Raw genomic sequence first — 21,018 nt, 5'->3', positions numbered from 1 at the left:
CCCATTTCGAATCACCTAAGGGTAAGCCAGCCGATGCAAATCGCCATCTCCGACTTCTAGGGATTTACTTCCGCTGCCGCCCATGCACTGATTCGATGATCAATTCCACCCCTCAAGATATGGGGAGGCTAAGATGATTCTGGCGGTCTCGCAACTTCATTCGCCTTTTACGCGAGTCCGGCCATCAAGTTCCCGGCAGCGGCACTCAGTACGGTCGGATGGTGGGTGCTCAACCCATTCCAGAAAATGAAGCTTGGCACCGATAGAAAAAGGCCGGTTGCCCGGCCTCTTTTCTTATGCTGCGTCGTCGATCGCCCATTTCCGGAGGATTTTCGCGGCGCGCTCCTCGTTGATCTCGACCATGCGGGAGAGCTTGCGTTCCGGGCCTTCCTTGACGCGGCGGTTGAAGTTGCCGTCGTCGTCGCCGAGGCTGAGCAGATCTTCGGTGCTGTCGAAGCCGAAGTCGGAGCCGAAGCCGTCCATGAGCGCGCCTCCGGGGGCGCCGGCCGCCGGCGCGAAGTCCGGAAGCTCGAGGCCGGCCGCTTCCGGCGTCGCGTCGCCGAGAACCGAGGTGGCGCCGTTGCCGCTGACGCTGCGCACCAGAGGCCGCAGGCCCATCCAGACCACCACGAAGGCAACCGCGACGAAGGCCAGCGAGTTGATGATGCCGGCAAGGTTGCGGCTCAGCATGTCCATGACGCGGACACCGCCGGTGGCGTCTTCAAGCAGCTGGTTTTCGAGGAAGTCCATGGCTGTGACGGTGACGACGTCGCCCCGCTTGGCGTCGATGCCGGCTGCCGAAGCGACGATGTTCTTCATCTCGGCAACATAGGCGTCGATCTTGGCCTGGTCGGCAGGCTCGCCGACCATCTTGGCGATGCGGCCCTTGTTGACCACCACGGCGATCGAAAGTTTCTCGACCTTGTAGCTGTTGCGGGTCGTCGCCGTCGTCTTGCTGTTGATTTCGTAGTTGGTCTGCTCTTCGCGCTTGTCGGACTTGTCTTCCGATGCCGGCCCGGAGGAACCACCGGCCTCGGGAGCGGCCTGGGGAACGTTCTGCTCGACCGTCGTCGCGCTATCGGACTGCTTCTGCTGCGACTGCTGAGCTTCCTTCGTCGAACGGACCGAACGTTCGACCTTGGATTCGGGATCGTAGGTCGTTTCCTGGATCTGCTGGGCGTCCGTATTGAGGTCGGCGGTGACGCTGGAGCGGAAGTTGTCCATGCCGAGGAAGGGTGCCAACGCCTTGTCGATGTTGGATTCGACTTCCTGCTGAACGTTCTGGACGATGCCGAGCGAGCGGTTCAGCGAACTGTTGCTCGCGTCGTCACCGGAAGCGAGCAACTGACCGGCGGAATCGAGGATCGTCACGTCATCGACGTCAAGCCCCGGCACGGCCGAGGCGACGAGGTGGCGGATCGAGGTCGCCGCACTCCGTCCGGTGACAGCGCTGGCGCGAATCATGACGGAGGCGGTCGGCTTCTGCTCCTGCTTGCGGAAGTTTCCGACCTCCGGCATGACGATGTGCACGCGCGCGGCTGTTATACCCGAGATCGACTGGATGGTGCGGGCGATTTCGCCTTCCAGCGCTCGAACCCGCGTCACCTCCTGCATGAAGGAGGTCAGGCCGAGCGAGCCGACATTGTCGAAGAGTTCGTAACCGGCATTGGCGCTGTTCGGCAGGCCGCGCTCGGCAAGCATCAGGCGGGCCTTGCCCGTCATGCCCGCGGGGACGCTGATGCTGGAGCCGTCGGTGCCGACCTGGAAATTGATGTTGGCTTCGGCAAGCGCCATGCTGATCTGGTTGAGATCCGGCTGGTCCAGACCGACATAGAGCGTTTCCTGTGCCGGTTTGTTGACGAAAAGGGCGGCCGCAAGGACGATTGCGATGGAGACGGCGCCGACGCCTCCGAGAATCATCAGGCGTGTTCGGCCAAGGGAACCGAAGTTCTTAAAGATCTGAACTAATTGATTTAACAGATTCATTCTGTTCTCGCGCGATCCGTCAAAGACAAAGCAGGCTTATTGCCTCATCTGACGAATAATCGGCGAAACTTGTGCGAGCGTTTCGTAAAGCGCGTGCGGGAGCGAAAGGCTCCCTGTCTCATGCAGTCGTTATCCCGGAACCGCGGCACACGTCGCGGTGGCATGCATCAGAAGAAATCGAAGTCGCCGGCTGCCTTGCTCAGCGGCTGGGAATGGCCGTGGCGGGTGGCCCCGCCCAACGCCTTCTGCATCTCCGCCAGCTTGACGAGGCTGAGGGCGGTCGCGACGTCGACTGCCCAGCCGTGCGGGATTTCGCCGGTGATGGTGTCGATGAACTCGGCAAGGCCACGGGATTTCTGCACGGCCAGATCGATGCCCTGCATGACCTTCATGGCATCAGGTGAATTGAGGATTTCGGCACCGCCGAGGTCGAGAAGCTGCGGCTCGATGCGCTCGATGAGGTAGGCAACATCGTGAAGTTCGGAAACGATGCGCATCAGGATGTCGCTCAGCGCTTCGACAGGCGCAGGCGGCTCCATCACCGGGTTAAATGTCATATAAAAATCCTCACCATCAAAAGAATTCGATACTGGTTTCGACGGGCTTCGACGGAGCGGCGGGGCGTTGCTCGAGAGCGACGGTTCTCTGCGTTTCGGCACCGGTCAGGGGGTATTGCCGGGCACGACCGGAGACCGGCCAATATTCAAGCTTACGTCCATGCTCTCCGCCGGTGGAGGAACCGACCACCGGAATGCCTTCATCCCTCAGGAACTGCATGGCGAAGGCCGCGTTCTGCTCACCGACATTGGAGAATGTCGAGATCGTCTTCGCACCGCCGAAGATCTTTGCCTCCAGCCGGTCGCGCCGGGCGCCCTGCTTCAGAAGACCGTTGATCAGCAGTTCCATCAGGTGCACGCCGTAACGCGTGGCATCGCCGCCAGAGGTCGGCGACGTCGCCGAACCGGGCAGCAGAAAGTGGTTCATGCCGCCAATGCCAGCGACGGGGTCCCGGAGGCACGCAGCCACGCAGGAGCCGAGAATGGTCGAGAGGACCGCATTCGGATCGCTCAGAACCTTGTACTCGCCCTGAATGATGTGCACGCGGCGGGCTGCCCCCTCATTGATCATTTCAAGGCTCCAAACACGGCTTCGATAGCCGCTTTCATCTTTTCGATCGTGAACGGCTTGGCGAGCACGTTGTTGGCGCCGAGCTGGGCTGCCTTCTGCACCAGCGCGCGGTCGCCCTGGGCAGTCAGGATGATGAAGGCCGCCTTCTTGGTGTTCGGGTTGGTGCGCACGGCCTGAAGGAAACCGATGCCATCCATCTTCGGCATGTTGAAGTCCGAGATCACCAGGTGGTGCGGCTGTTCGGCCATGATCTTCATGCCCTGCTCGCCGTCGCCTGCGGACGTGATCTGCTTGAAACCGAGCTGGGTCAGCGCATCGCTGAGCAGCAACCGGCTCGTTACCTGATCATCGACGATCAGAACTTTGATTTTCTCCGCGATCGACATTTATTCGGTCCCTTCCTTTCGGGCGGCTGTCATTTTCAATATTTCTTCCCCGATGGCAGACAGGGGCAACTGCTGCTCAACGGCGCCAAGTTCGTGGGCAACCCTTGGCATTCCGTAAACGACACAGGTTTTTTCGTTCTGGCCGAGTGTTCTGGCGCCGGCGTGGCGCATTTTCAACAATCCGGCGGCGCCATCACGGCCCATTCCGGTCAAAATCACGCCGACGGCGTTACGGCCCGCCAACTCCGCCACCGAATCGAACAGCACGTCGACCGAAGGCCGGTGGCCGTTGACCGGTGCGCGGTCGACGAGACGGCAGCAGGGCGCCGAGGCGCCGCTGACCTGGAGATGACGCTCGCCGCCGGGCGCCAGATAGATCTTGCCGATTTCGAGGCGGGCACCATCGGTCGCTTCCTGCACCACCGGCGCACAGAGCCGGTTCAGCCGTTCGGCGAAGCTCTTGGTGAAGGTCGGCGGCATATGCTGGGTGATGACCGTCGGCGGGCAATTGGCCGGAAACTTCTGCAGCACGGCGATCAGCGCCTCGACGCCGCCCGTCGACGAGCCGATCGCGACGATCTTGCGGCCGACGCGGAAATCGGCGACGGAGGGCGGCGGTGCCACGGCGGCCGTCACCGGCTGGGAGAACTGGCACTGCGTGCGCGCGGCCGCCTTGACCTTCTCGGCGAGGTCGCCGAAGGGTCTGGGTTCGCCTGGGCCTGGCTTCCCGACGCAGTCGAAAGCACCGATCTCCAGCGCCGCAAGCGTCGCCTCGGCGCCGCGATGGGTCATGGTGGAGACCATGATGACCGGCATCGGACGCAGCGTCATGATCTTTTCGAGGAAATCGAGGCCGTTCATATTCGGCATCTCGATGTCGAGCGTCACGACGTCGGGGTTCAGCCGCTTGATCGCCTCGCGCGCTTCCAGCGCGTCGCCGGCCTGGCCGATGACGTTGACCTCCGGGTCGGAGCTCAGGACGGCCGTGATCAGCCCCCGCATGGTCGGCGAGTCGTCAACAACGAGAACTCTTGCCGGAGCGCTCATGCCTTCCTCCCGAGACCTTTGGTCGTATAGCGATAGGTCGTAATGCCGATATTGTCGAAGACGTGTTTCGCCTCGCCCGACACGCGCTCGGAGTGACCGATATAGAGATGGCCACCCTCCGGCAGCAGGCCGGCGAAACGCTGCCAGATCTTCATCTGCGTCGGTTCGTCGAAATAGATGACGACGTTGCGGCAGAAGATGACGTCGAACTTGCCCTTGAACGGCCATTGCGCCATCAGGTTCAGCTCGTTGTAGGTGATCAGCCGCTTGACGCGGTCGTCGACCTGGAACTTCCTGCGGCCCTGCACCTCGACTTCGCTGAACCACTGCTTGCGCATGGCCGGCGAAACGGTTTCGAGCGCATTCTCGTCATAGGCGCCGGCCCGGGCGATCGCCAGGATCTTCGGGTCGATGTCGGTTGCCAGGATCTTGAAGTCGTAATCGGCGACATTCGGCATCAGCGACAGCACAGTGAGCGCGATCGAATAGGGCTCCTGCCCGTCGGAGGAAGCCGCCGACCAGATGCGCACCCGGCCGCCCGATCGCGCCCGCTGCAGCAGCTCCGGCAGGACTTGGTCGCGCAGATGCTCGAAATGATGGTTCTCGCGGAAAAAGCGGGTAAAATTGGTCGTCAGATGCGACAGCATTTCGCGGCGCGGCGCAGCACCGGCCGGCGAAGCGACGAGGTCGCAATATTCGCGGAAGCCGGAGAGGCCGAGATTGCGGATATGTTTCGACAGGCGCGAATAGACGAGCGAGGCCTTCGTCTCGTTGAGGAAGATGCCGGCATCCGAATAGATCATCGCGGCGATCTCCGTGAGATCGCGGCGCGTCAGCGGATATTCTCCGCTCGCCAGGACCTCGTCGGCTCCCTGCCTCTGATCTTTTGCGCCCATTGCACTCATGCGGCTTCGCTTTCGGTCTCGGGAAAGAGGGATTCCAGTTCGATCAGGCAGATCATGCGTTTGTCGATGGCAAGGATGCCGCGGGCAAATTGACGCTCGAGTTCGGAGGAGATTTCGGGCGTCGGCTGGATTGTCTCGTCGGTGACCGTCAGGATATCGGATACGGCATCGACCAGGAGACCGACGACCTTGCGCCGGACCTGGGCGACGATAATCACATGGCGGGCCGTCGGATCGGCCGGCTTCATGCCGAGCCGGGCGGAAAGATCGATGATCGGCAGCACGGCGCCGCGCAGGTTGATGACACCGAGCATATAGGCCGGCGAATGCGGCATCGCAGTCGCCGGGGTCCAGCCCCGGATCTCACGAACCGACATGATGTTCACGCAAAATTCCTGATGCCCGATGCGGAACGCGATCAGCTCGCGATCCCCCTCGTTCAGATTTTTTACGGCGTACGACATGCCCTTATCCTACCGCTGCTAACGACATTTCCGCTTTGAGCGACTGGCCGCGCGAGGCGCCGACAACCGCGTCGACATCGAGGATGAGAGCGACGCGCCCGTCACCGAGAATGGTGGCGGCGGCAATACCCGGCACATGGGTGTAGTTCGCTTCCAGGCTCTTGATGACCACCTGGCGCTGACCCTGGATGGCATCGACCATCAGGGCGCGCTGGCCGCCGCCTTCGGATTCCACCAGGAGCGCCACGCCTTCGACCGGGTTGGCCTGGGTCGCGCGGAAGTTCAGGATACGGCCGACATCGACCAACGGGCAGAAGGAGTTGCGGATCGAGATCAGCCGGTGGTTCGCACCGAAGGAATGGATCGAGGCCGCCTCCGGCTGCAGGGTTTCGACGATCGCCGTCAGCGGCACGACCAGCGTCTGGCCGGCGACGGTGACCACCATGCCGTCGAGGACGGCAAGCGTCAGCGGCAGGCTCATGGTGAAGACGGAGCCGTGGCCGGGCTTGGAGGTGATGTTGATGCGGCCGCCGAGCGCCTGGATCGAACGCTTGACGACGTCCATGCCGACGCCGCGGCCTGAAATGTCGGAGATCTTGTCGGCGGTCGAGAAGCCCGGCAGGAAGATCAGGTTGTCGATTTCCTCGTCCGACAGGTTGGAATCGGCCGGGATGAGGTCATTGTCGATCGCCTTCTGGCGGACCTTTTCGCGGTTGATGCCGGCGCCGTCGTCGGCAAGCTCGATCAGGATGCGTCCCGAACGGTGCTTGGCGGTCAGGCGGACCGTGCCTTCGGTGTTCTTTCCGGCTGCGGCGCGCTTTTCGGGCGTTTCGATGCCGTGGTCGACGGCGTTGCGGATCATGTGGGTCAGCGGCTCGGCCAGCTTGTCGATGACCGTCTTGTCGACTTCGGTGTTTTCACCTTCGGTGATGAGACGGATCGATTTGCCGGTCATGTCGGCGATTTCGCGGACGATACGCGACATGCGCTGGAAGACCGGCTTCACCGGCTGGGCGCGGATCGCCATGACCGAGTCCTGGATCTCGCGGGTGAGCTGCTGCAGCTCTTCGAGGCCCATGTTGATCGAGGAGGTGCCGGTCGTGTCGTTCTCGATGACGCTCTGCGACAGCATCGCCTGGTTGATGACCAGTTCGCCGACGAGGTTGATGAGGCGGTCGACACGGTCGAGATCGACGCGGATCGTCTGGCCGGCGCCGGCGGCATTGTTCTGGGCGGCGGCGCTTGCAGCAGCCGCTGCGGCGGCGGCCGATTCCTTCTTCTCGACGCGGGCGGCGGCGGCAGCCATTTGCGTGACGTTGGAGGCTGTCTCGGCGGCGGCAACGGCGGCTGCGGTCTCGGCGGCGACAGTGCCGGAAACCTCTTCGGCTGCGCCCGATTCGTCCAGGATCGACAGATCGAAGGGAACCGGCACCATCGGCAGTTCCTCGTTGCTGGTCGCGTCGCCGCCCCTTGCGTCCTCGACCGGCTTCACCGTCAGTTCGCAATCCCACTCGGCGAATTCGAAGACGGTGCGAATGGCGTCCTCGCCCTTGTCCGTCTTGAGCGTGATGTTCCAGAAGAAATAGGCACCTTCCGGATCGAGTTCGTCGAGACCGGGCAGAGCATCCGTATTGCAATAGATGGTCATTTCGCCGAGGCGCGAGAGGTCGCGCAGCAGCAGCGTGGCGTCATTGCCCTTGGAATAAAGTTCGTAGCGCGGCTTGAAGGTGATTTCATAGGCCGGCATTTCAGCGCCCGCATCGCCCTCGCCGCCAAAATCGTCGAAGGAAAAGGGGATCGGCTGGAAGCCGCTGTCGTCGGTCGGCTTGACGGCCGGTGCCGGAGCGGCCGCAACGGCCTTGGCCGCGGGCTTTGCGGCGGCCTTCGGCGCCGGTGCGTCGGCCACTGCCGAGGGAGACGGCAATTCGCCGTTGGCCAGTGCCTCGAGCTCCTTGACGAGGCCGCGGCTGCGGCTTTCATCGACGCTGCCGCCGTCGCGCGCAGCATTGGTCAGGTCGGCGAGCACGTCGGCCGACTTCAGCATCACCTTCAGGACGTCCTGGTTCGGCTCGAGCTTGTTGGATCGAACGCAATCGAGAGTGGTCTCGAAAACATGGGCGAAGGCAACCAGATCATCAAGGCCGAAGGCGCCGGCGCCACCCTTGATCGAATGCACGGCACGGAACACCGCATTGACGGTTTCCGGATCGCGATCGCCATCATTCATTTTCAGAAGACCGGATTCCAGCTCGGCGAGCTGTTCCTCGCACTCCTGGAAAAAGATCTCTTTGATTTCGTTCATATCCATAGGAGAAAATCCTGGGTTTAAGCGGTTACACGCTCAATGGCATCGATCAGCTTGGCCGGGTCGAAAGGCTTGACGATCCAGCCCGTGGCGCCAGCCTGGCGGGCGCGGTTCTTCTTTTCCGCGTCGCTTTCGGTGGTCAGGACCAGGATCGGGATCGCCCGATATTTCTCGTTGCGGCGGACACCTTCGATGAAACCGAAACCGTCGAGGCGCGGCATGTTGATGTCGGTGACGATGACGTCGGGATTGGACTCTTCGAGAACTTCGAGGCCCTCGACGCCGTCTTCCGCCTGAATCGTCTCGAAGCCGGCATTGTTCAGCGTCACGAGAAGCATGTTTCGGATGGTGCGGGAATCATCCACGGTAAGAACTTTTTTCTTCATTGCCGAATCTCCTTGGCAAGCAGGTGATCAATATTGACGCCCACCAGCTGCATGGTTTTCTGAAATGCGTCGGACACCTTGGAAAAGGTGAATGGCTGCTTGTCCTGCTCCCAGGTCTTCTCGGCGGACATCAGAACCTGGGCACAAAGAGCACCGATCCGTTCGACGCCGGAAGCGTCGATCGACAGACCGCTGCCCCTGAGGGAGAGGAGTTTATCGCGCAAGGCGGAAGCCTCGTTGAGGTCGAGCACCGCTGTCAGATCCAGCGTCTTGCCACTCTTCTTTGCTACCATCAGCTTTTCCTTGTCCCCTTGTCCCCGGCTCGAGAAGACGAGCTGGGGTAATCATCCGATAGGTTAGTAAACATTCCGCCCACCTCCGACGCTTGCGAGGGGCTGCGGAAGGCTAAAATCATCATTTTCATATTCGTTCTCGGCCGATGCCGGACGGGCGGCGGGCTCGACGGCGCGCCGCGGCGTCACGCGCGCCGGGCCCAGGCGCCCGGCATGGGCATTTTCCCGGGCGATGCGAAATTCGCGAATCGTCTGGCCGAGCTCGACAATGACGGTGTGCAGGTGATCGGCGCCTTCGGCGGAGCGCTCGGCAAGGCCGGCGCTGCCGGCCACCTCGCCGCCCAGGCTCTTGACGTCTGATGTGACGCTGTCGAGGCTTTCGGCATGTTCGCCGGTTCGGGTGGCGATGCCTGATATGGCAGCGTTGATGTCGGTGACCTGGCGCACGATGCTGCCGATCGAATCCTGCGTGCGGCCGACCATCTGCACGCCGGCATCAACCTGCGCCTTGGTCACCGTCACCAGCGTCTTGATCTCGCGGGCGGCTTCGGCCGAGCGCTGGGCCAGCGCGCGGACTTCCTGAGCGACGACGGCAAAACCGCGGCCGGAATCACCGGCGCGGGCGGCCTCGATGCCGGCGTTGAGCGCCAGGAGATTGGTCTGGAAGGCGATCTCGTCGATCGCGCCGATGATCTGGCCGATCTTTTCGGCCGACTGCTCGATATCGGCCATGGCGCTGATGGCGCGGCCGACGACCTCGCCGCTTTCTTCGACGGCGGCGCGCGTCGAGGCGGCCGCCTGTTCGGCAGCGCGGCTTTCGGCGGCGCCGTCGCGCACACTATCGGCGATGCCGGCAAGGGCGGCGGCGGAAAGCTGCAGCCGGTCGGCATGGCCGGACGCCGTGCCGGCGAACTGCCGCGACAGGCCGGCCAGCGAACCGGTCGCCGCTTCGGCCTTGAGCGTGCGCTCTGAAATTGCTGCGAATTCGGCCTGGAGACCATCCAGCGCGCCGTTCAGCGCGGCGGCGATCCCGGCATAGGCGCCGTCGCCCTCGACGGGGGCGCGCCGCGTCAGGTCGCGGGCGGACAGGCCTTCGATGACATCGCCGAAGATCCTGGCGATCTCGGCCTCGTTGTCGGCGCGCTGACTGGCGAGCGCACGCTGCTCTCCGGCGCGCTGCGCGTTGAAGCGGAGCGAGACGGCGATTTCCACATCGACCATGACGATGCGGATGATCGCCGTCATCAGATCGGAGATTTCGCGGGCGCGGCGCTTGGCGGACGGCAGCAGCGGACGGCCGGCAATTTCCTCGGCGAGACCGGAAACGACATGCTCCAGCATCACACCATGGCCGGCCACGTGCCAGCGCGGGTCGAGGCCGATCTTGCTTTCGGTATCGGAGAGAACCTTGACGCGCTCGGCATAGAGGCTGTCGAACCGCGCATCGGTCAGCACGTCCCAATGCGAGGATTGCAGATCATGCAGGCGCTCGACCTGACGCTCGCTCTCGAAATTACGCGATGCGTCGGGGAACGACTGGAACCTGTGGAAGAGATCCCTGAGACCCGCTTTCAGATGGGCTTCGAGGGCCGGCCGGTTGCGGCGCACCAGTTCGCACTGCTCGGCATCGAGACCGGCAAAGCGCAGACGGTCGCGCAAGCTGCCTGCCTGCGCTCCACGAGCCTGATCTGATGGCATGTCCTGCCTCAACACCTGTCCCCAACCCGCTTTCCAGGCAGATGCCCGGCTAAAAACTTTCGCAGCATCCGATAAACGCCAAGCGTGAAGACGGTTCTTGCCACCGGTGACAACCGGCGGGTCGAGCCCCCTGATCAGCTATGTCTCGGAGCTGTCTGAAGAGAAGGATACCGGATCAACCCGGTACGGCGGGACGGCGTCATGCCTGGTGGGAACGAGTGCATCTTCCCATTCCGACGTGTAAACCAATGTTTATGGTTAATTCCTTGCTTGAAGGTTAATAAGCCTTTTCGCAATGCCGGCTTTTGAAGCAATTCAAGGCCGTTGGCAATAAATACTGCTGCGGAGTTGCACGGCTGCTACAAGGCACACGCAAGCTCTGTGTTATAGGCCGGTCGATAACCAAGACATGACGTCGACAAGGACTGAGCAATGATTGTTCTCGGATTGGGTTCCTGCTTGATTGCAATGACGCTGCTTGCCGCCGTCGCCTGCCTCGATTTTCTCACAGCAAACCGTGATATTCGCGGGCTTCGGGTATTCTAAAGCGCGTCGCGATCCTTCAGATTCGCCTTTCGCTTCAGCTCTTATCTTTACGCATGTCGTTGCCGCAAAACCGCGGCACAGTTTGGCGCGACAGGCTTGAGAGCTTTCCCGTTGGCAGTCCGGCGCCTTTGGTGTAATCGCACTCGCGCCTTTCATGTCAGCGGAACAGTCGGTTCATGTCCCCCAGATCAGGTCTCCTCATCGTTCTCGGCTTCACGCTCTGGCGCGTCGTTACACTGCATTTCGATGCGACCGACCTTTTCGTCGACGAGGCGCAGTACTGGTTCTGGTCGCAGAATCTCGATCTCGGCTATTATTCCAAGCCGCCGATGATCGCCTGGGTGATCCGGGCGATGACGGAGCTTTCCGGCTCCGACGCCATCTACTGGATCAGGCTCGCCGGACCGCTGATCCACATGGCGGCGGCACTGGTGCTGATGAAGGTTGCAAAGCGCTTCGTCGGGCCGGAGATCGAAGGCTGGACGGGCGCCACCTACATTACGCTGCCGGGCGTCGCGCTGTCTTCGGTGTTCTTCTCGACCGACGTGATCCTGCTGTTCTTCATCGCGGTCGCCCTGCTTGCCTATTTCGGCCTGACGCAGCGGCGCTCGGTCGGGCTGGCGCTGGTCATGGGCCTTGGCGTCGGCCTCGCCTTCCTGACGAAGTATGCCGTCCTGTTCGTCGTTCCGGGCGGCGCGCTTGCCCTCCTCCTCATTCCCTCGGCGCGCATTGCCATTCGGGATTTCATCATCGCGGTCGCGGTCGCCGCGGTCGTCGCCTTGCCGAATCTCTGGTGGAACCTGCAGCACGACAATACGACGGTGCGCCATACACAGGACATCGCCCATTGGAGCGAACTCGGCATCAATCTCCGTCGCGGGCTTGAATTCTTCTCCGCCCAATTCGGCGTCGTCGGGCCGATCGTCTTCTTCGCGATGCTCTGGGCGGTCTATCGCATGATCAAGGGCAGGAGCGACGACCGGGAAAAAATGCTGATCTGGCTGTCGATGCCGGTGGTGCTGCTGATCACCCTGCAGGCAACGGTCGCCAAGGCCTATGCCAACTGGGCCGTGACCGCCTATGTCGCCGGGACGATCCTTGCCGTCTGGCTGCTCCATCGGTTCTGGCCGAAAGGACTCAGGCTGTCGCTCGCCATCAACGGCATCGCCAGCCTGCTGTTTCCGCTGGCGACAATCTTTCCGCAACAATTGCTTCTGCCGAACGGGGACGAGGTGATGAAGCGCTATCTCGGCCGCGCCGAGGTCAGCCGCCAGGCCGCAGCCGTTGCCGGCCAGGCCGGCACCGACATCATCGTTACCAATGATCGCGACATGGTCGCCGATCTTTTCTATACGCTGCGCGGCACATCCTACAGGATCTATGCGCGCGCGCCGGCGGGCCTTCCCGAGAGCTATTACGAGCAGGAATTCGCCCTGCCGGCCGACGTCACCGGCAAGGTGCTTTACCTGACGCTCGGGTCCTTCAGCTGCGCCACCGAGACGCCCGAGGTGCTGAAGAACTGGCAGCCGACCGAAGGCTATTACAAGGGCAAGGCGCTCTCCCTCTACAAGGTCTCCGCCGGCTGCCTGGCACCCTGAGCGGATTCCAATCTAAGGAATCATACAGAGGCCGGTGCCCGCTCCTTCGATCTCCACGAATTTGACGCCGCCTTCCTCGAAGGCGAGGCGCAACTGCGCCTCGGTGGCGCGGTGGATGTCGTGGTGGCGACCCTCATAATCGCGGATGGTGCTGCGCGAGACGGCTGCCCTTTCGGCAAGATCGGTCTGGGTCCAGTCGAGCAATCCGCGCGCCGCGCGGCAGAGAGCCGGGGTGAGAATTGTTTCCCTTGCGCCTTGACCCATGATTTCAATTTACCCATATTGGTCGATATAGATCATATATGTCACATTACGAACGGGATTTCCAGATCGGGAGACGGCGATGCCACACGATACGCCCTTGATTTCGACAATCGTCGGCGGCCTCGTGCTGGCTTTCATCTTCGGCGCCTTTGCCCATCGGCTGCGCATGCCGCCGCTGGTGGGCTATCTGATCGCCGGCGTGCTGGTCGGGCCGCATACGCCGGGTTATGTGGCGGATCAGAGCCTGGCGCCGGAGCTTGCCGAAATCGGCGTCATCCTGCTGATGTTCGGCGTCGGGCTGCATTTCTCGCTGAAAGACCTGCTGTCGGTGCGCGGCATCGCGGTGCCGGGTGCGATCGCGCAGATCGCCTTTGCGACGCTGCTCGGCTGGGGGCTCGGCACCTTCATGGGCTGGCCGACCGGCGGCAGCCTGGTCTTCGGCCTGGCGCTTTCCGTCGCTTCAACCGTCGTGCTGTTGAAAGCCCTGCAGGAGCGACGCCTGGTCGAGACGGAGCGCGGCAGGATCGCCGTCGGCTGGCTGATCGTCGAAGATCTCGCCATGGTGCTGGCGCTGGTGCTGATCCCGGCCGCGGCCAGCATCGGCGGCGAGGGTCACGCTCCCGTCGAGCCGCTTTCGGTCGGGCTGAACCGCCTGTTCGGGCTCGATCTCGGCATCGGCGGCATGATCGCCATGACGCTGGTGAAGGTGGCGCTGTTCGTGGCGCTGATGCTGGTCTTCGGCCGCAAGCTCATTCCCTGGACGATGCACCGCATCGCCCATACCGGGTCGCGCGAACTGTTCCGGCTCGGCGTGCTGGCGATCGCGCTCGGCGTCGCTTTCGGGGCGGCAAAACTCTTCGGCGTGTCGCTGGCGCTCGGCGCCTTCTTTGCCGGCATGGTGCTGGCCGAAAGCGAGCTCAGCCATCGCGCCGCCCAGGAAAGCCTGCCGCTGCGCGATGCCTTCGCCGTGCTCTTCTTCGTCTCGGTCGGCATGCTGTTCGATCCGAACATCCTGATCGACAAGCCGCTGCCGATCCTCGCCACCATCTTCATCATCGTCATCGGCAAGTCCGTCGCCGCGCTGCTGATCGTGCTCGCCTTCAAGAAGCCGCTCGGTACGGCGCTGACGATTTCGGCCAGCCTCGGCCAGATCGGCGAATTCTCCTTCATCCTCGCCGCCCTCGGCGTCGAACTCGGGCTGCTGCCGGGGGAAGGCCGCGATCTGATCCTTGCCGGCGCCATCATCTCGATCATCCTCAATCCGCTGCTGTTCTTCCTCTGCGACCGCATGCGGCCGTTTTTCGAAGGCGCAAAACGTGAAGATGTCATGGCGGACCCTGCCGCCGCAGACGCGATAGCAGCGCAGGAGGAGACGCCGCCCGAAGACGACGAGGTGCACCCGACGGCGCTCAGCGGCCACGCCATTCTCGTCGGCTACGGGCGGGTCGGCAGCATCGTCGGACAGAATCTCAAATCGTCAGCCACACCTTTTCTCGTCATCGAGGATTCCGACAAGCGCATCGGTGAGCTGAAGGCGCAGGGCGTCGAAACCCTGATGGGCAATGCGGTGATGCGGGAAACGCTCGACCTCGCCAATCTTGCCGGCGCCCGCAGCATTGCCATCGCCATTCCGAACGCCTTCGAGGCCTGCCGCATCGCCGAGCAGGCGCGCAGCGTCAATCCGTCGATCCTCATTGTCGCCCGCGCCCATTCCGACGCCGAGGTCGATGAACTGAAGCAATATGGCGCCGACGCCGTCATCATGGGCGAGCGTGAAATCGCGCTTGGCATGGTTGACCGGCTCGCCCAAGTGCATCATGAGAGTGTGCCCTATGAAGACGGGCATGGGCCTGATACAATTATCCCGGCGGATGACCCTCCGCAGCAAAGAGAATGAGAGATTGGCGCGCTTTTGAGCCGATACGGGAGTGACATCGCCGGGACGGAGAAGATGGAGCTGGAGCAGCACCGTCTGACCAGCCGTGTCGCCGCTTCGCTTGTTGTCGCCATCCTTGCCTATCTCGGCCTGCTTTTCGGCGGCAATCTGGTCATCTCACCGACTGCCGCCATCAACACGCTGTCCTCTTCCGGCCGGGATCCGCAGCCGCCGCAGCTGACTGCGCGTGACGCCGTGCGCGGGTTGCTCGCCACCGAGCGCAAGCTTGCGCCAAAGCAGGCAGCCCATGACAGCGGATCGCCCGCCCTTGCGGCCGCCCCGGCTCTCGATTTCGCCGGCTGGAACACATCAGCCGCCTTTCCGGCATCCGAAGTTCTGCTTCATGCCGCGGTCTCCAAGACCCATCAGCCGCGCGCACCGCCGGCTGCCTGACGTCTGCGCCGAGCGCGCTTCCGACATCTGACGACATGCCGCCAGCGCCCGAACGCCGGCCCCCGATTATCTAAGGAATACAACATGCGTACCTCACCATGGCTGGTGTTCACCTATACGGTGATCATCTTTCTCGGCCTATTGATCGCCCTGCCGAACGTCCTGCCGCAATCCACCCTCCAGCGCATCCCGGCATGGCTGCCGCATGAACAGGTGTCGCTCGGCCTCGACCTTCGCGGCGGCTCGCATCTCGTTCTGGAAGTCGACGAAGCGGATCTGACCAAGGAGCGGCTGCAATCGCTGCTGCAGGACGCACGCCGCGTGCTGCGCGAAAAGGGCATCCAGCCGAAGGCCGTTGTGCGCAACCAGAACCAGATCGTCGTGACGCTCGCCGATGCCACCCAGAGCGATGCCGCCGTCATCGACCTCAAGACGCTCGCCAATCCGATCAGCACCGGCCTCAGCGCCGGTCAGGCGGATCTGGCTGTCACCGCCAACGGCGCCACCATCACCATCGGCTTCTCGCCGGCCGGCGTCTCCGCCAATGTCGACAACGCCGTCCAGCAGAGCCTTGAAGTCATTCGCCAGCGCGTCGACCAGGTCGGCGTCTCCGAACCGACCATCCAGCGCATCGGCGCCAACCGCGTGCTCGTCCAGCTTCCGGGTACCCAGGACCCGTCGCGCCTGCGCCAGCTTCTGGGCTCCACGGCGAAGATGTCCTTCCACATGGTGGCGCCGAACAATCAGCCCGGCCCTGGTATCACCATGATGCAGGACGAAGAAGGCCGGTCCTATGCCGTTCTCGACCGCGTCGAAATCTCCGGCGACCGCCTTTCGGACGCCCGCGTCAGCTTCGATCCGAACACGCATGAGCCGGTCGTCAGCTTCCGCTTCGACAGCGCCGGCGCCACCCGCTTTGCCGATATCACCCGCCAGAATGTCGGCAATCCCTTCGCCATCGTCCTCGACGACAAGGTGCTGAGCGCACCCAATATCCGCGAGCCGATCACCGGCGGTTCCGGCCAGATCTCCGGCAACTTCTCGGCCGACAGCGCAACGACGCTTGCCGCCATGCTGCGCGCCGGCGCCCTGCCCGCCAAGCTGACGGTCATCGAGGAACGCACCGTCGGCGCCGACCTCGGCGCCGATGCCATCAAGATGGGTATTTATTCCGGCCTCGTCGGCTTTGCGCTCGTCGCACTCTTCATCTTCGTTCTCTACGGCACCTGGGGCATCCTGGCGAATGTGGCGCTGCTGATCCACACGATCCTGACCTTCTCGGCGCTGACGCTGGTGGGTGCGACGCTGACCCTGCCGGGCATTGCCGGTGTCGTTCTCGGCATCGGCCTTGCGGTCGATGCCAACGTCCTCATCAACGAGCGTATTCGTGAAGAAACCCGCAAGGGCAAGAGTGCCTTCGCCGCCATCGATACCGGCTTCAACCGTGCCTATTCGACCATTATCGACGGCAACATGACGGCCCTGATCGCCGCCGCCATCCTGTTCTACTTCGGTTCCGGGCCGGTTCGCGGCTTCGCCGTGACCATGGCGCTCGGCTTGATCATCTCGATGTTCACCTCGGTCGCCTTCGTTCGCGTCGCGATGATCGAGATCACCCGCCGCCGCAAGTTCAAGGTACTGAACATCCGGCCGTTGATCCCCTTCAGCCCTTACGACAAGCACATCCAGTTCATGAAGGCGCGCTTCTTCGGCGTCACCGTTTCGGCGCTGCTGTCGATCGCCTCCATCGCGCTGTTCATCCATCCCGGCCTCAACTATGGCGTCGACTTCCGCGGCGGCATCCAGATGTCGGTCAAGACTCAAGGGGCGGCCGATCTTGCAAAGTTCCGCGAGGGTCTCGACAGTCTCGGCCTCGGCGAAATCACGCTGCAGACCTTCGGCGACAACAGCAGCATTCTTGTGCGCGCCCAGCGGCAGGAAGGCGGCGAAGAGGCGCAGACGGCTGCTGTGACCAAGCTGAAGGCCGAAGTCGCCAAGATCGACCCGAACGCCACCGTCGAAGGCACCGACGTCATCGGTCCGAAGGTTAGCGGCGAACTTGCCTCTGCCGGCATCAAATCGGTCCTGATCGCCAGCCTCGCGATGCTGATCTATATCTGGGTGCGGTTCGAATGGCCGTTTGCCGTCGGCGCCATCGTCACGCTGGTGCTCGACGTCACCAAGGCAATCGGCTTCTTCGCGATCACCGGCCTCGATTTCAACCTGACCGCCATCGCCGCCGTCCTGACGCTGGTCGGCTACTCGGTGAACGACAAGGTCGTGGTCTACGACCGTATGCGCGAAAACATGCGGCTTTATAAGTCGATGCCGCTGCGCGAGATCATCGACAAGTCGATCAACGAGACCCTGGCACGAAGCCTCTACACCAATGCGACGGCCTTCCTCGCCCTGGTGCCGATGGCAATCTGGGGCGGCAGCGCCGTCTCGAGCTTCGCCATCCCGATGGTCTTCGGCATTCTCGTCGCCGGCGCCTCCTCGATCTTCATCGCAGCCCCGATCCTGCTCTTCCTCGGCGACTGGCGCCGCCGCCACGCCAAGGCGGCACCGGGAGACGATACGGCCGTTGAAATCATACCGCCGGAACAGGGGCGCTCCCGCAAGTCGGCAAGCTAAAATTTGCCGTTGACGCATGCTTGAAGAGGGCGCCGGTTGCAGAGCCGGCGCCCTCTTTCTATTGTCGGTGACTGCAAGGATAAAATCATGCAGCCTTTCAAAGGATTGCAGCGTCCCTTGCGCGTCTGAAAAGAAACGCGGCGCTGCCACAGAGATCGGAAACCGTAAGATGTCATCCGACCCGACGAGACAATCGGAACCCAATATTGCCGGCGACAGCGAGGAGCGCATCAAGCGATTTCTCGCGACCGCCTCGCACGACCTGCAATCGCCGCTGCGCCATATCGCCATGTATGCCGAACTGCTGCTCGACGACCTCGGGGAAACGCTGGACGGCGAGCAGCTTCAGAGCCTCAGGATGATCATGGAGAAAGCGCAGACCGCGCAACGCCTCACCAAGGCATTGATGAGCCTTGCCGGCGGAGCCCCTCAGGTGACGCCCGAAGAGGTGGATCTGCAAGCTCTGGCCGAAAATGTCTGGGGCGAACTGACCGACGAAACCGAGATCGGCGATGCGACGCTTGAAAGCGAGGGCCTGCCCTCCATCCGCACCGACCCTGCCCTGCTCGGCCTGGCGCTGAGGCATGTGCTGGCCAACGCCTTCGCCTTTCGCAGCGAATCGCCGCTGCATGTGGCGATTGCGGCGGAGCGAAAGGGAACGGATTGGTTCATCCGTATTTCCGACAATGGGACGGGCATCGATCCCGCCTATCGCGAGCGGATATTCGAGCCGTTCTGGAAATTGCCTAAGGCGGGAACGGTCCAGGGCGCCGGCCTCGGATTGACGACCGCGCGGGAATTTCTGACCGCGCTTGGCGGCGATATCGGCCTGGAAGATTCGGATGCAAGCGGCAGCCGCTTCATCATCCGCCTTCCGATTGCCTGAGGCTCAAGCCTTTCCCTCGGGAAAGGCCCTCCCCTTTTCTGACGGGCAATTCCAGCAAAACCGCTGCAGTTTTGCCGGAGGTTTAGATGCTATAATCGTCCTTCCAGAAATCCGGGACGTCATAGTTCACATATTCGCGGATGATGTGCTGCAGCGTCTGGGCATCGATTTCATCCTTGCCGATGCGGAAATCGACGCCGTAATCGGGGAATTCCTGGAAATAGCCGCCCGATATATCGGTCGAGACGACGCCGATCGGGCCGGTGTAACCGATGCCGCGCAATTCCGGCACCGTATCGCGGAAATCGGCGTTCGGCAGAAGGCGGTTGTCGAGCAGGATGAGATCGAAACGCGCCAGGCGGATCTTTTCCAGCGCGTCACCGATCGACGGCGAATATTCAACCTCGACGGCCGGCTCGGAGAGATCGGCGATCTTCTTCTTGAGCGCACGGAATTCGATGAATTCGTCGTCGACAAAAAGAACCTTGACGGCGTTCCTTCGGCCCGTTTCGGTGATCATCGCTTAATTCCCCAATCCCGAAACCAGCTTCACGTAACCAACCCGTTTCTCAGGGCGATCGCCACCATATGAACGCGGTTGACGGCGTCAAGTTTGCGCGCCGCCGCGGTGATGTGCGAATTGACCGTATGCTCGGAAAGGCCGAGAATGATCGCGATCTCAGCCGACGTCTTGCCTTCGCTCGTCCATTTGACGATTTCCTGCTCGCGCTGGGTCAGCCGTCCGGACATTTCCGGCGTCAGGATTTCCTCGTAAAGCTTGTCGAAAATGCGCATGGCGTCGAGAAGCATGTCGGCGATTTCGCCCTGATCCGGCTCCTGACGCTCGCCGCTGAGCACCAGGCAATAGCGCCGCCCTTCCGGGGTGAACAACGGGATGAACAGAAAGACGCCGCTCAGGAACTCGTTGAAAACGAGATCGGACCGATAATCTTCCGGCCGTGCGCCCCTGCCATGAACCGGTGTTGCCAGAAACTGGGCCGATTTTGCCCGGACAGTGCCGAGCGTTTCCTTCAACGTCGCAATGAAAAGGCCGACACGCCGTTCGGCGACATTGGTGATGACGATATCGCGTTCACCGAAAGGGGCCGAAGCCTCGGAAATGCGGGCCAGCACGAAATTATCGAAGTTGTAGTGCTGCGCCGCCGACTTCAGCAGCCGGAAAAAATCGGTGCGGTTGATCGCCCGGCTGAGCTCCGGTCCGGCATGAAAGGGAATTGCCGGGGCATTATTCATTCCCACTCGTCCTCTCCTCCGCCAATGCCTCCAATCCCGAAATCTTGGGATATACGTCTTAAACGCGAAGAGCTACAAAAATTGCGAGACGGTTGATGACGGAGATCGAAAACGGGGACTTTCGATATCTAAGGCGGAAATCATCAATTATCTCAACTACAGGTGATGCACGGGTTTAATTTACTGAGGGCAGTAGTTCTTACCTGGGTGTCGTATTCTTCGCGCATTTAACATCCATGAATACGCGAAGGCAGTGCCAGACGTAAGCGCGAGAGAGAGTCGGCGGCCCATTCAGCTAAGGGGTTGGCTGATGTTCGTGGCGGCGAACACGGGTTGATCGGCTCTCTCAACGCTTATTTTGCGAAGCATTCCCTTCGCTTCGGTTGCATCTTGTGATGCGTCCTCGACCTTGTCAATCGCGGCTTGCCATATGGCCGGGACAAAGGACAGGGAACGGCTTGGCGGGCTTGCGCCGCTTCCTACATCTCAAGATTGAGAAGAATGCTGGCAAGGTCAAGCGGCTTTTCCAGATAGGTATCGGCGCCGGCGGCAAGTGAGCGCGCCCGGTCCTCGGCCGCATCCGATCCACTGCAGACGGCAAGCCGCATCGCTTTGAAACGATCGTCCAGGCGCAGCCTGCTCACCAGGCCGATGCCGCTGTCGAGCGGCATATAGAGATCGGCGACCAGCAGTTCCGGCAGAGCCCAGCCTTCCGCCGCGCGCTGTTCCAGCGCCGCCAGCGCCGTCTCGGCGGTCGAAAAACAGAATAGGTCGACCTCTATCTGCTGCTTCCTGCGGATATAGTCGAGATAGAAGAGATCATCCCTGCTGTCGTCGACGTAAATTATGGTAGGCATCCAGCACCGTGATTTGGATATTGTTCGAATGAACTTCGCTGTCCTTCAACGT

The 21,018-nt window shown here is 62.1% G+C and carries 20 protein-coding genes; 5 read left to right on the top strand and 15 right to left on the bottom strand.

The annotated features are described in order from the left end of the window. Positions 1-294 precede the first annotated feature (294 nt). From fliF to RHEC894_RS03300, 11 genes are all read right to left on the bottom strand, one after another. Positions 295-1,986 carry a flagellar basal-body MS-ring/collar protein FliF gene (fliF, locus tag RHEC894_RS03350; protein ID WP_085736158.1) on the bottom strand — a complete coding sequence of 564 codons (1,692 nt, stop codon included), beginning with the start codon at positions 1,984-1,986 and terminating at the stop codon, positions 295-297. 167 nt (positions 1,987-2,153) lie between these two features. Continuing rightward, the gene (locus RHEC894_RS03345; RefSeq protein ID WP_003584234.1) at positions 2,154-2,543 is read right to left on the bottom strand and encodes a hypothetical protein; all 390 of its coding nucleotides are present in this window, start codon (positions 2,541-2,543) and stop codon (positions 2,154-2,156) included. A gap of 16 nt (positions 2,544-2,559) precedes the next feature. Next, positions 2,560-3,114 carry a chemoreceptor glutamine deamidase CheD gene (gene cheD / locus RHEC894_RS03340; protein WP_085736156.1) on the bottom strand — a complete coding sequence of 185 codons (555 nt, stop codon included), beginning with the start codon at positions 3,112-3,114 and terminating at the stop codon, positions 2,560-2,562. Continuing rightward, positions 3,111-3,500, bottom strand: a complete 390-nt coding sequence (locus RHEC894_RS03335; RefSeq protein WP_003556488.1) for a response regulator — start codon at positions 3,498-3,500, stop codon at positions 3,111-3,113. The genes cheD and RHEC894_RS03335 overlap by 4 nt, the downstream gene beginning before the upstream one ends. Continuing rightward, positions 3,501-4,547 (bottom strand): protein-glutamate O-methylesterase CheB, encoded by a 1,047-nt coding sequence (gene cheB / locus RHEC894_RS03330; protein ID WP_010068597.1) that lies wholly within the window; start codon positions 4,545-4,547, stop codon positions 3,501-3,503. Then, complete coding sequence (gene cheR, locus RHEC894_RS03325; RefSeq protein ID WP_085736155.1) at positions 4,544-5,452, bottom strand: protein-glutamate O-methyltransferase CheR; 909 nt, start codon at positions 5,450-5,452, stop codon at positions 4,544-4,546. The genes cheB and cheR overlap by 4 nt, the downstream gene beginning before the upstream one ends. Next, positions 5,449-5,916, bottom strand: a complete 468-nt coding sequence (locus RHEC894_RS03320) for a chemotaxis protein CheW (protein WP_085736153.1) — start codon at positions 5,914-5,916, stop codon at positions 5,449-5,451. The genes cheR and RHEC894_RS03320 overlap by 4 nt, the downstream gene beginning before the upstream one ends. A gap of 4 nt (positions 5,917-5,920) precedes the next feature. Continuing rightward, complete coding sequence (locus RHEC894_RS03315; protein ID WP_085736151.1) at positions 5,921-8,224, bottom strand: chemotaxis protein CheA; 2,304 nt, start codon at positions 8,222-8,224, stop codon at positions 5,921-5,923. Positions 8,225-8,241: 17 nt separating this feature from the next. After that, on the bottom strand, positions 8,242-8,607 hold the full coding sequence (cheY1, locus tag RHEC894_RS03310; RefSeq protein ID WP_003570362.1) for a chemotaxis response regulator CheY1: 366 nt from the start codon (positions 8,605-8,607) through the stop codon (positions 8,242-8,244). After that, positions 8,604-8,900, bottom strand: coding sequence for an STAS domain-containing protein (locus RHEC894_RS03305; RefSeq protein WP_003588585.1), 297 nt, complete (start codon positions 8,898-8,900; stop codon positions 8,604-8,606). Before RHEC894_RS03305 ends, cheY1 begins: the two co-directional genes overlap by 4 nt. A gap of 63 nt (positions 8,901-8,963) precedes the next feature. Continuing rightward, positions 8,964-10,598: a globin-coupled sensor protein gene (locus RHEC894_RS03300; protein WP_085736150.1), complete on the bottom strand. Its 1,635-nt coding sequence runs from the start codon at positions 10,596-10,598 to the stop codon at positions 8,964-8,966. A 722-nt stretch (positions 10,599-11,320) separates the two neighbouring features. Between RHEC894_RS03300 and RHEC894_RS03295 the strand changes: the two genes are divergently transcribed. Beyond that, positions 11,321-12,742 (top strand): glycosyltransferase family 39 protein, encoded by a 1,422-nt coding sequence (locus RHEC894_RS03295; protein WP_085736148.1) that lies wholly within the window; start codon positions 11,321-11,323, stop codon positions 12,740-12,742. A gap of 12 nt (positions 12,743-12,754) precedes the next feature. Here the strand turns inward: RHEC894_RS03295 and RHEC894_RS03290 are convergent, their stop codons facing one another. Continuing rightward, on the bottom strand, positions 12,755-13,006 hold the full coding sequence (locus RHEC894_RS03290) for a helix-turn-helix domain-containing protein (RefSeq protein WP_010065914.1): 252 nt from the start codon (positions 13,004-13,006) through the stop codon (positions 12,755-12,757). 79 nt (positions 13,007-13,085) lie between these two features. Here RHEC894_RS03290 and ybaL point away from each other — a divergent pair, with 79 nt between their 5' ends. From ybaL to RHEC894_RS03270, 4 genes are all read left to right on the top strand, one after another. Further along, a complete protein-coding gene (gene ybaL / locus RHEC894_RS03285) occupies positions 13,086-14,903 on the top strand; it encodes a YbaL family putative K(+) efflux transporter (protein WP_085736146.1) in 1,818 nt (605 codons plus the stop codon). 54 nt (positions 14,904-14,957) lie between these two features. Continuing rightward, positions 14,958-15,335, top strand: coding sequence for a hypothetical protein (locus RHEC894_RS03280; RefSeq protein ID WP_085736144.1), 378 nt, complete (start codon positions 14,958-14,960; stop codon positions 15,333-15,335). A gap of 84 nt (positions 15,336-15,419) precedes the next feature. Next, positions 15,420-17,969, top strand: coding sequence for a protein translocase subunit SecD (secD, locus tag RHEC894_RS03275; RefSeq protein WP_085736143.1), 2,550 nt, complete (start codon positions 15,420-15,422; stop codon positions 17,967-17,969). Between the two features lie 169 nt (positions 17,970-18,138). After that, positions 18,139-18,855, top strand: a complete 717-nt coding sequence (locus tag RHEC894_RS03270; protein WP_085736141.1) for an ATP-binding protein — start codon at positions 18,139-18,141, stop codon at positions 18,853-18,855. Between the two features lie 82 nt (positions 18,856-18,937). Here the strand turns inward: RHEC894_RS03270 and RHEC894_RS03265 are convergent, their stop codons facing one another. The 3 genes from RHEC894_RS03265 to RHEC894_RS03255 all read right to left on the bottom strand — a co-directional run bounded on the left by RHEC894_RS03265 (position 18,938) and on the right by RHEC894_RS03255 (position 20,966). Continuing rightward, the gene (locus RHEC894_RS03265) at positions 18,938-19,375 is read right to left on the bottom strand and encodes a response regulator (protein WP_085736139.1); all 438 of its coding nucleotides are present in this window, start codon (positions 19,373-19,375) and stop codon (positions 18,938-18,940) included. A 29-nt stretch (positions 19,376-19,404) separates the two neighbouring features. Then, the gene (locus RHEC894_RS03260; protein WP_085736137.1) at positions 19,405-20,109 is read right to left on the bottom strand and encodes a helix-turn-helix transcriptional regulator; all 705 of its coding nucleotides are present in this window, start codon (positions 20,107-20,109) and stop codon (positions 19,405-19,407) included. A gap of 479 nt (positions 20,110-20,588) precedes the next feature. Then, a complete protein-coding gene (locus RHEC894_RS03255; protein ID WP_085736134.1) occupies positions 20,589-20,966 on the bottom strand; it encodes a response regulator in 378 nt (125 codons plus the stop codon). Positions 20,967-21,018: the final 52 nt, after the last annotated feature.

Origin of the sequence: Rhizobium sp. CIAT894 (assembly GCF_000172795.2) — a bacterium.
Taxonomy (GTDB): Bacteria; Pseudomonadota; Alphaproteobacteria; order Rhizobiales; family Rhizobiaceae; genus Rhizobium.
The sequence above is the reverse complement of the archived record's forward strand: the minus strand, read 5'-3'. Positions and strand labels throughout refer to the sequence as shown.

What these genes read in the sequence shown, in the direction of transcription:
- fliF (WP_085736158.1), bottom strand. Translation starts at nt 1,986, where the DNA reads ATGAATCTGTTAAATCAATTAGTTCAGATCTTTAAGAACTTCGGTTCC.
- RHEC894_RS03345 (WP_003584234.1), bottom strand. Translation starts at nt 2,543, where the DNA reads ATGACATTTAACCCGGTGATGGAGCCGCCTGCGCCTGTCGAAGCGCTG.
- cheY1 (WP_003570362.1), bottom strand. Translation starts at nt 8,607, where the DNA reads ATGAAGAAAAAAGTTCTTACCGTGGATGATTCCCGCACCATCCGAAAC.
- RHEC894_RS03320 (WP_085736153.1), bottom strand. Translation starts at nt 5,916, where the DNA reads ATGTCGTACGCCGTAAAAAATCTGAACGAGGGGGATCGCGAGCTGATC.
- RHEC894_RS03260 (WP_085736137.1), bottom strand. Translation starts at nt 20,109, where the DNA reads ATGAATAATGCCCCGGCAATTCCCTTTCATGCCGGACCGGAGCTCAGC.
- cheD (WP_085736156.1), bottom strand. Translation starts at nt 3,114, where the DNA reads ATGATCAATGAGGGGGCAGCCCGCCGCGTGCACATCATTCAGGGCGAG.
- cheB (WP_010068597.1), bottom strand. Translation starts at nt 4,547, where the DNA reads ATGAGCGCTCCGGCAAGAGTTCTCGTTGTTGACGACTCGCCGACCATG.
- RHEC894_RS03295 (WP_085736148.1), top strand. Translation starts at nt 11,321, where the DNA reads ATGTCCCCCAGATCAGGTCTCCTCATCGTTCTCGGCTTCACGCTCTGG.
- RHEC894_RS03255 (WP_085736134.1), bottom strand. Translation starts at nt 20,966, where the DNA reads ATGCCTACCATAATTTACGTCGACGACAGCAGGGATGATCTCTTCTAT.
- secD (WP_085736143.1), top strand. Translation starts at nt 15,420, where the DNA reads ATGCGTACCTCACCATGGCTGGTGTTCACCTATACGGTGATCATCTTT.
- RHEC894_RS03335 (WP_003556488.1), bottom strand. Translation starts at nt 3,500, where the DNA reads ATGTCGATCGCGGAGAAAATCAAAGTTCTGATCGTCGATGATCAGGTA.
- RHEC894_RS03315 (WP_085736151.1), bottom strand. Translation starts at nt 8,224, where the DNA reads ATGGATATGAACGAAATCAAAGAGATCTTTTTCCAGGAGTGCGAGGAA.
- RHEC894_RS03305 (WP_003588585.1), bottom strand. Translation starts at nt 8,900, where the DNA reads ATGGTAGCAAAGAAGAGTGGCAAGACGCTGGATCTGACAGCGGTGCTC.
- ybaL (WP_085736146.1), top strand. Translation starts at nt 13,086, where the DNA reads ATGCCACACGATACGCCCTTGATTTCGACAATCGTCGGCGGCCTCGTG.
- RHEC894_RS03300 (WP_085736150.1), bottom strand. Translation starts at nt 10,598, where the DNA reads ATGCCATCAGATCAGGCTCGTGGAGCGCAGGCAGGCAGCTTGCGCGAC.
- RHEC894_RS03290 (WP_010065914.1), bottom strand. Translation starts at nt 13,006, where the DNA reads ATGGGTCAAGGCGCAAGGGAAACAATTCTCACCCCGGCTCTCTGCCGC.
- RHEC894_RS03270 (WP_085736141.1), top strand. Translation starts at nt 18,139, where the DNA reads ATGTCATCCGACCCGACGAGACAATCGGAACCCAATATTGCCGGCGAC.
- cheR (WP_085736155.1), bottom strand. Translation starts at nt 5,452, where the DNA reads ATGAGTGCAATGGGCGCAAAAGATCAGAGGCAGGGAGCCGACGAGGTC.
- RHEC894_RS03280 (WP_085736144.1), top strand. Translation starts at nt 14,958, where the DNA reads ATGGAGCTGGAGCAGCACCGTCTGACCAGCCGTGTCGCCGCTTCGCTT.
- RHEC894_RS03265 (WP_085736139.1), bottom strand. Translation starts at nt 19,375, where the DNA reads ATGATCACCGAAACGGGCCGAAGGAACGCCGTCAAGGTTCTTTTTGTC.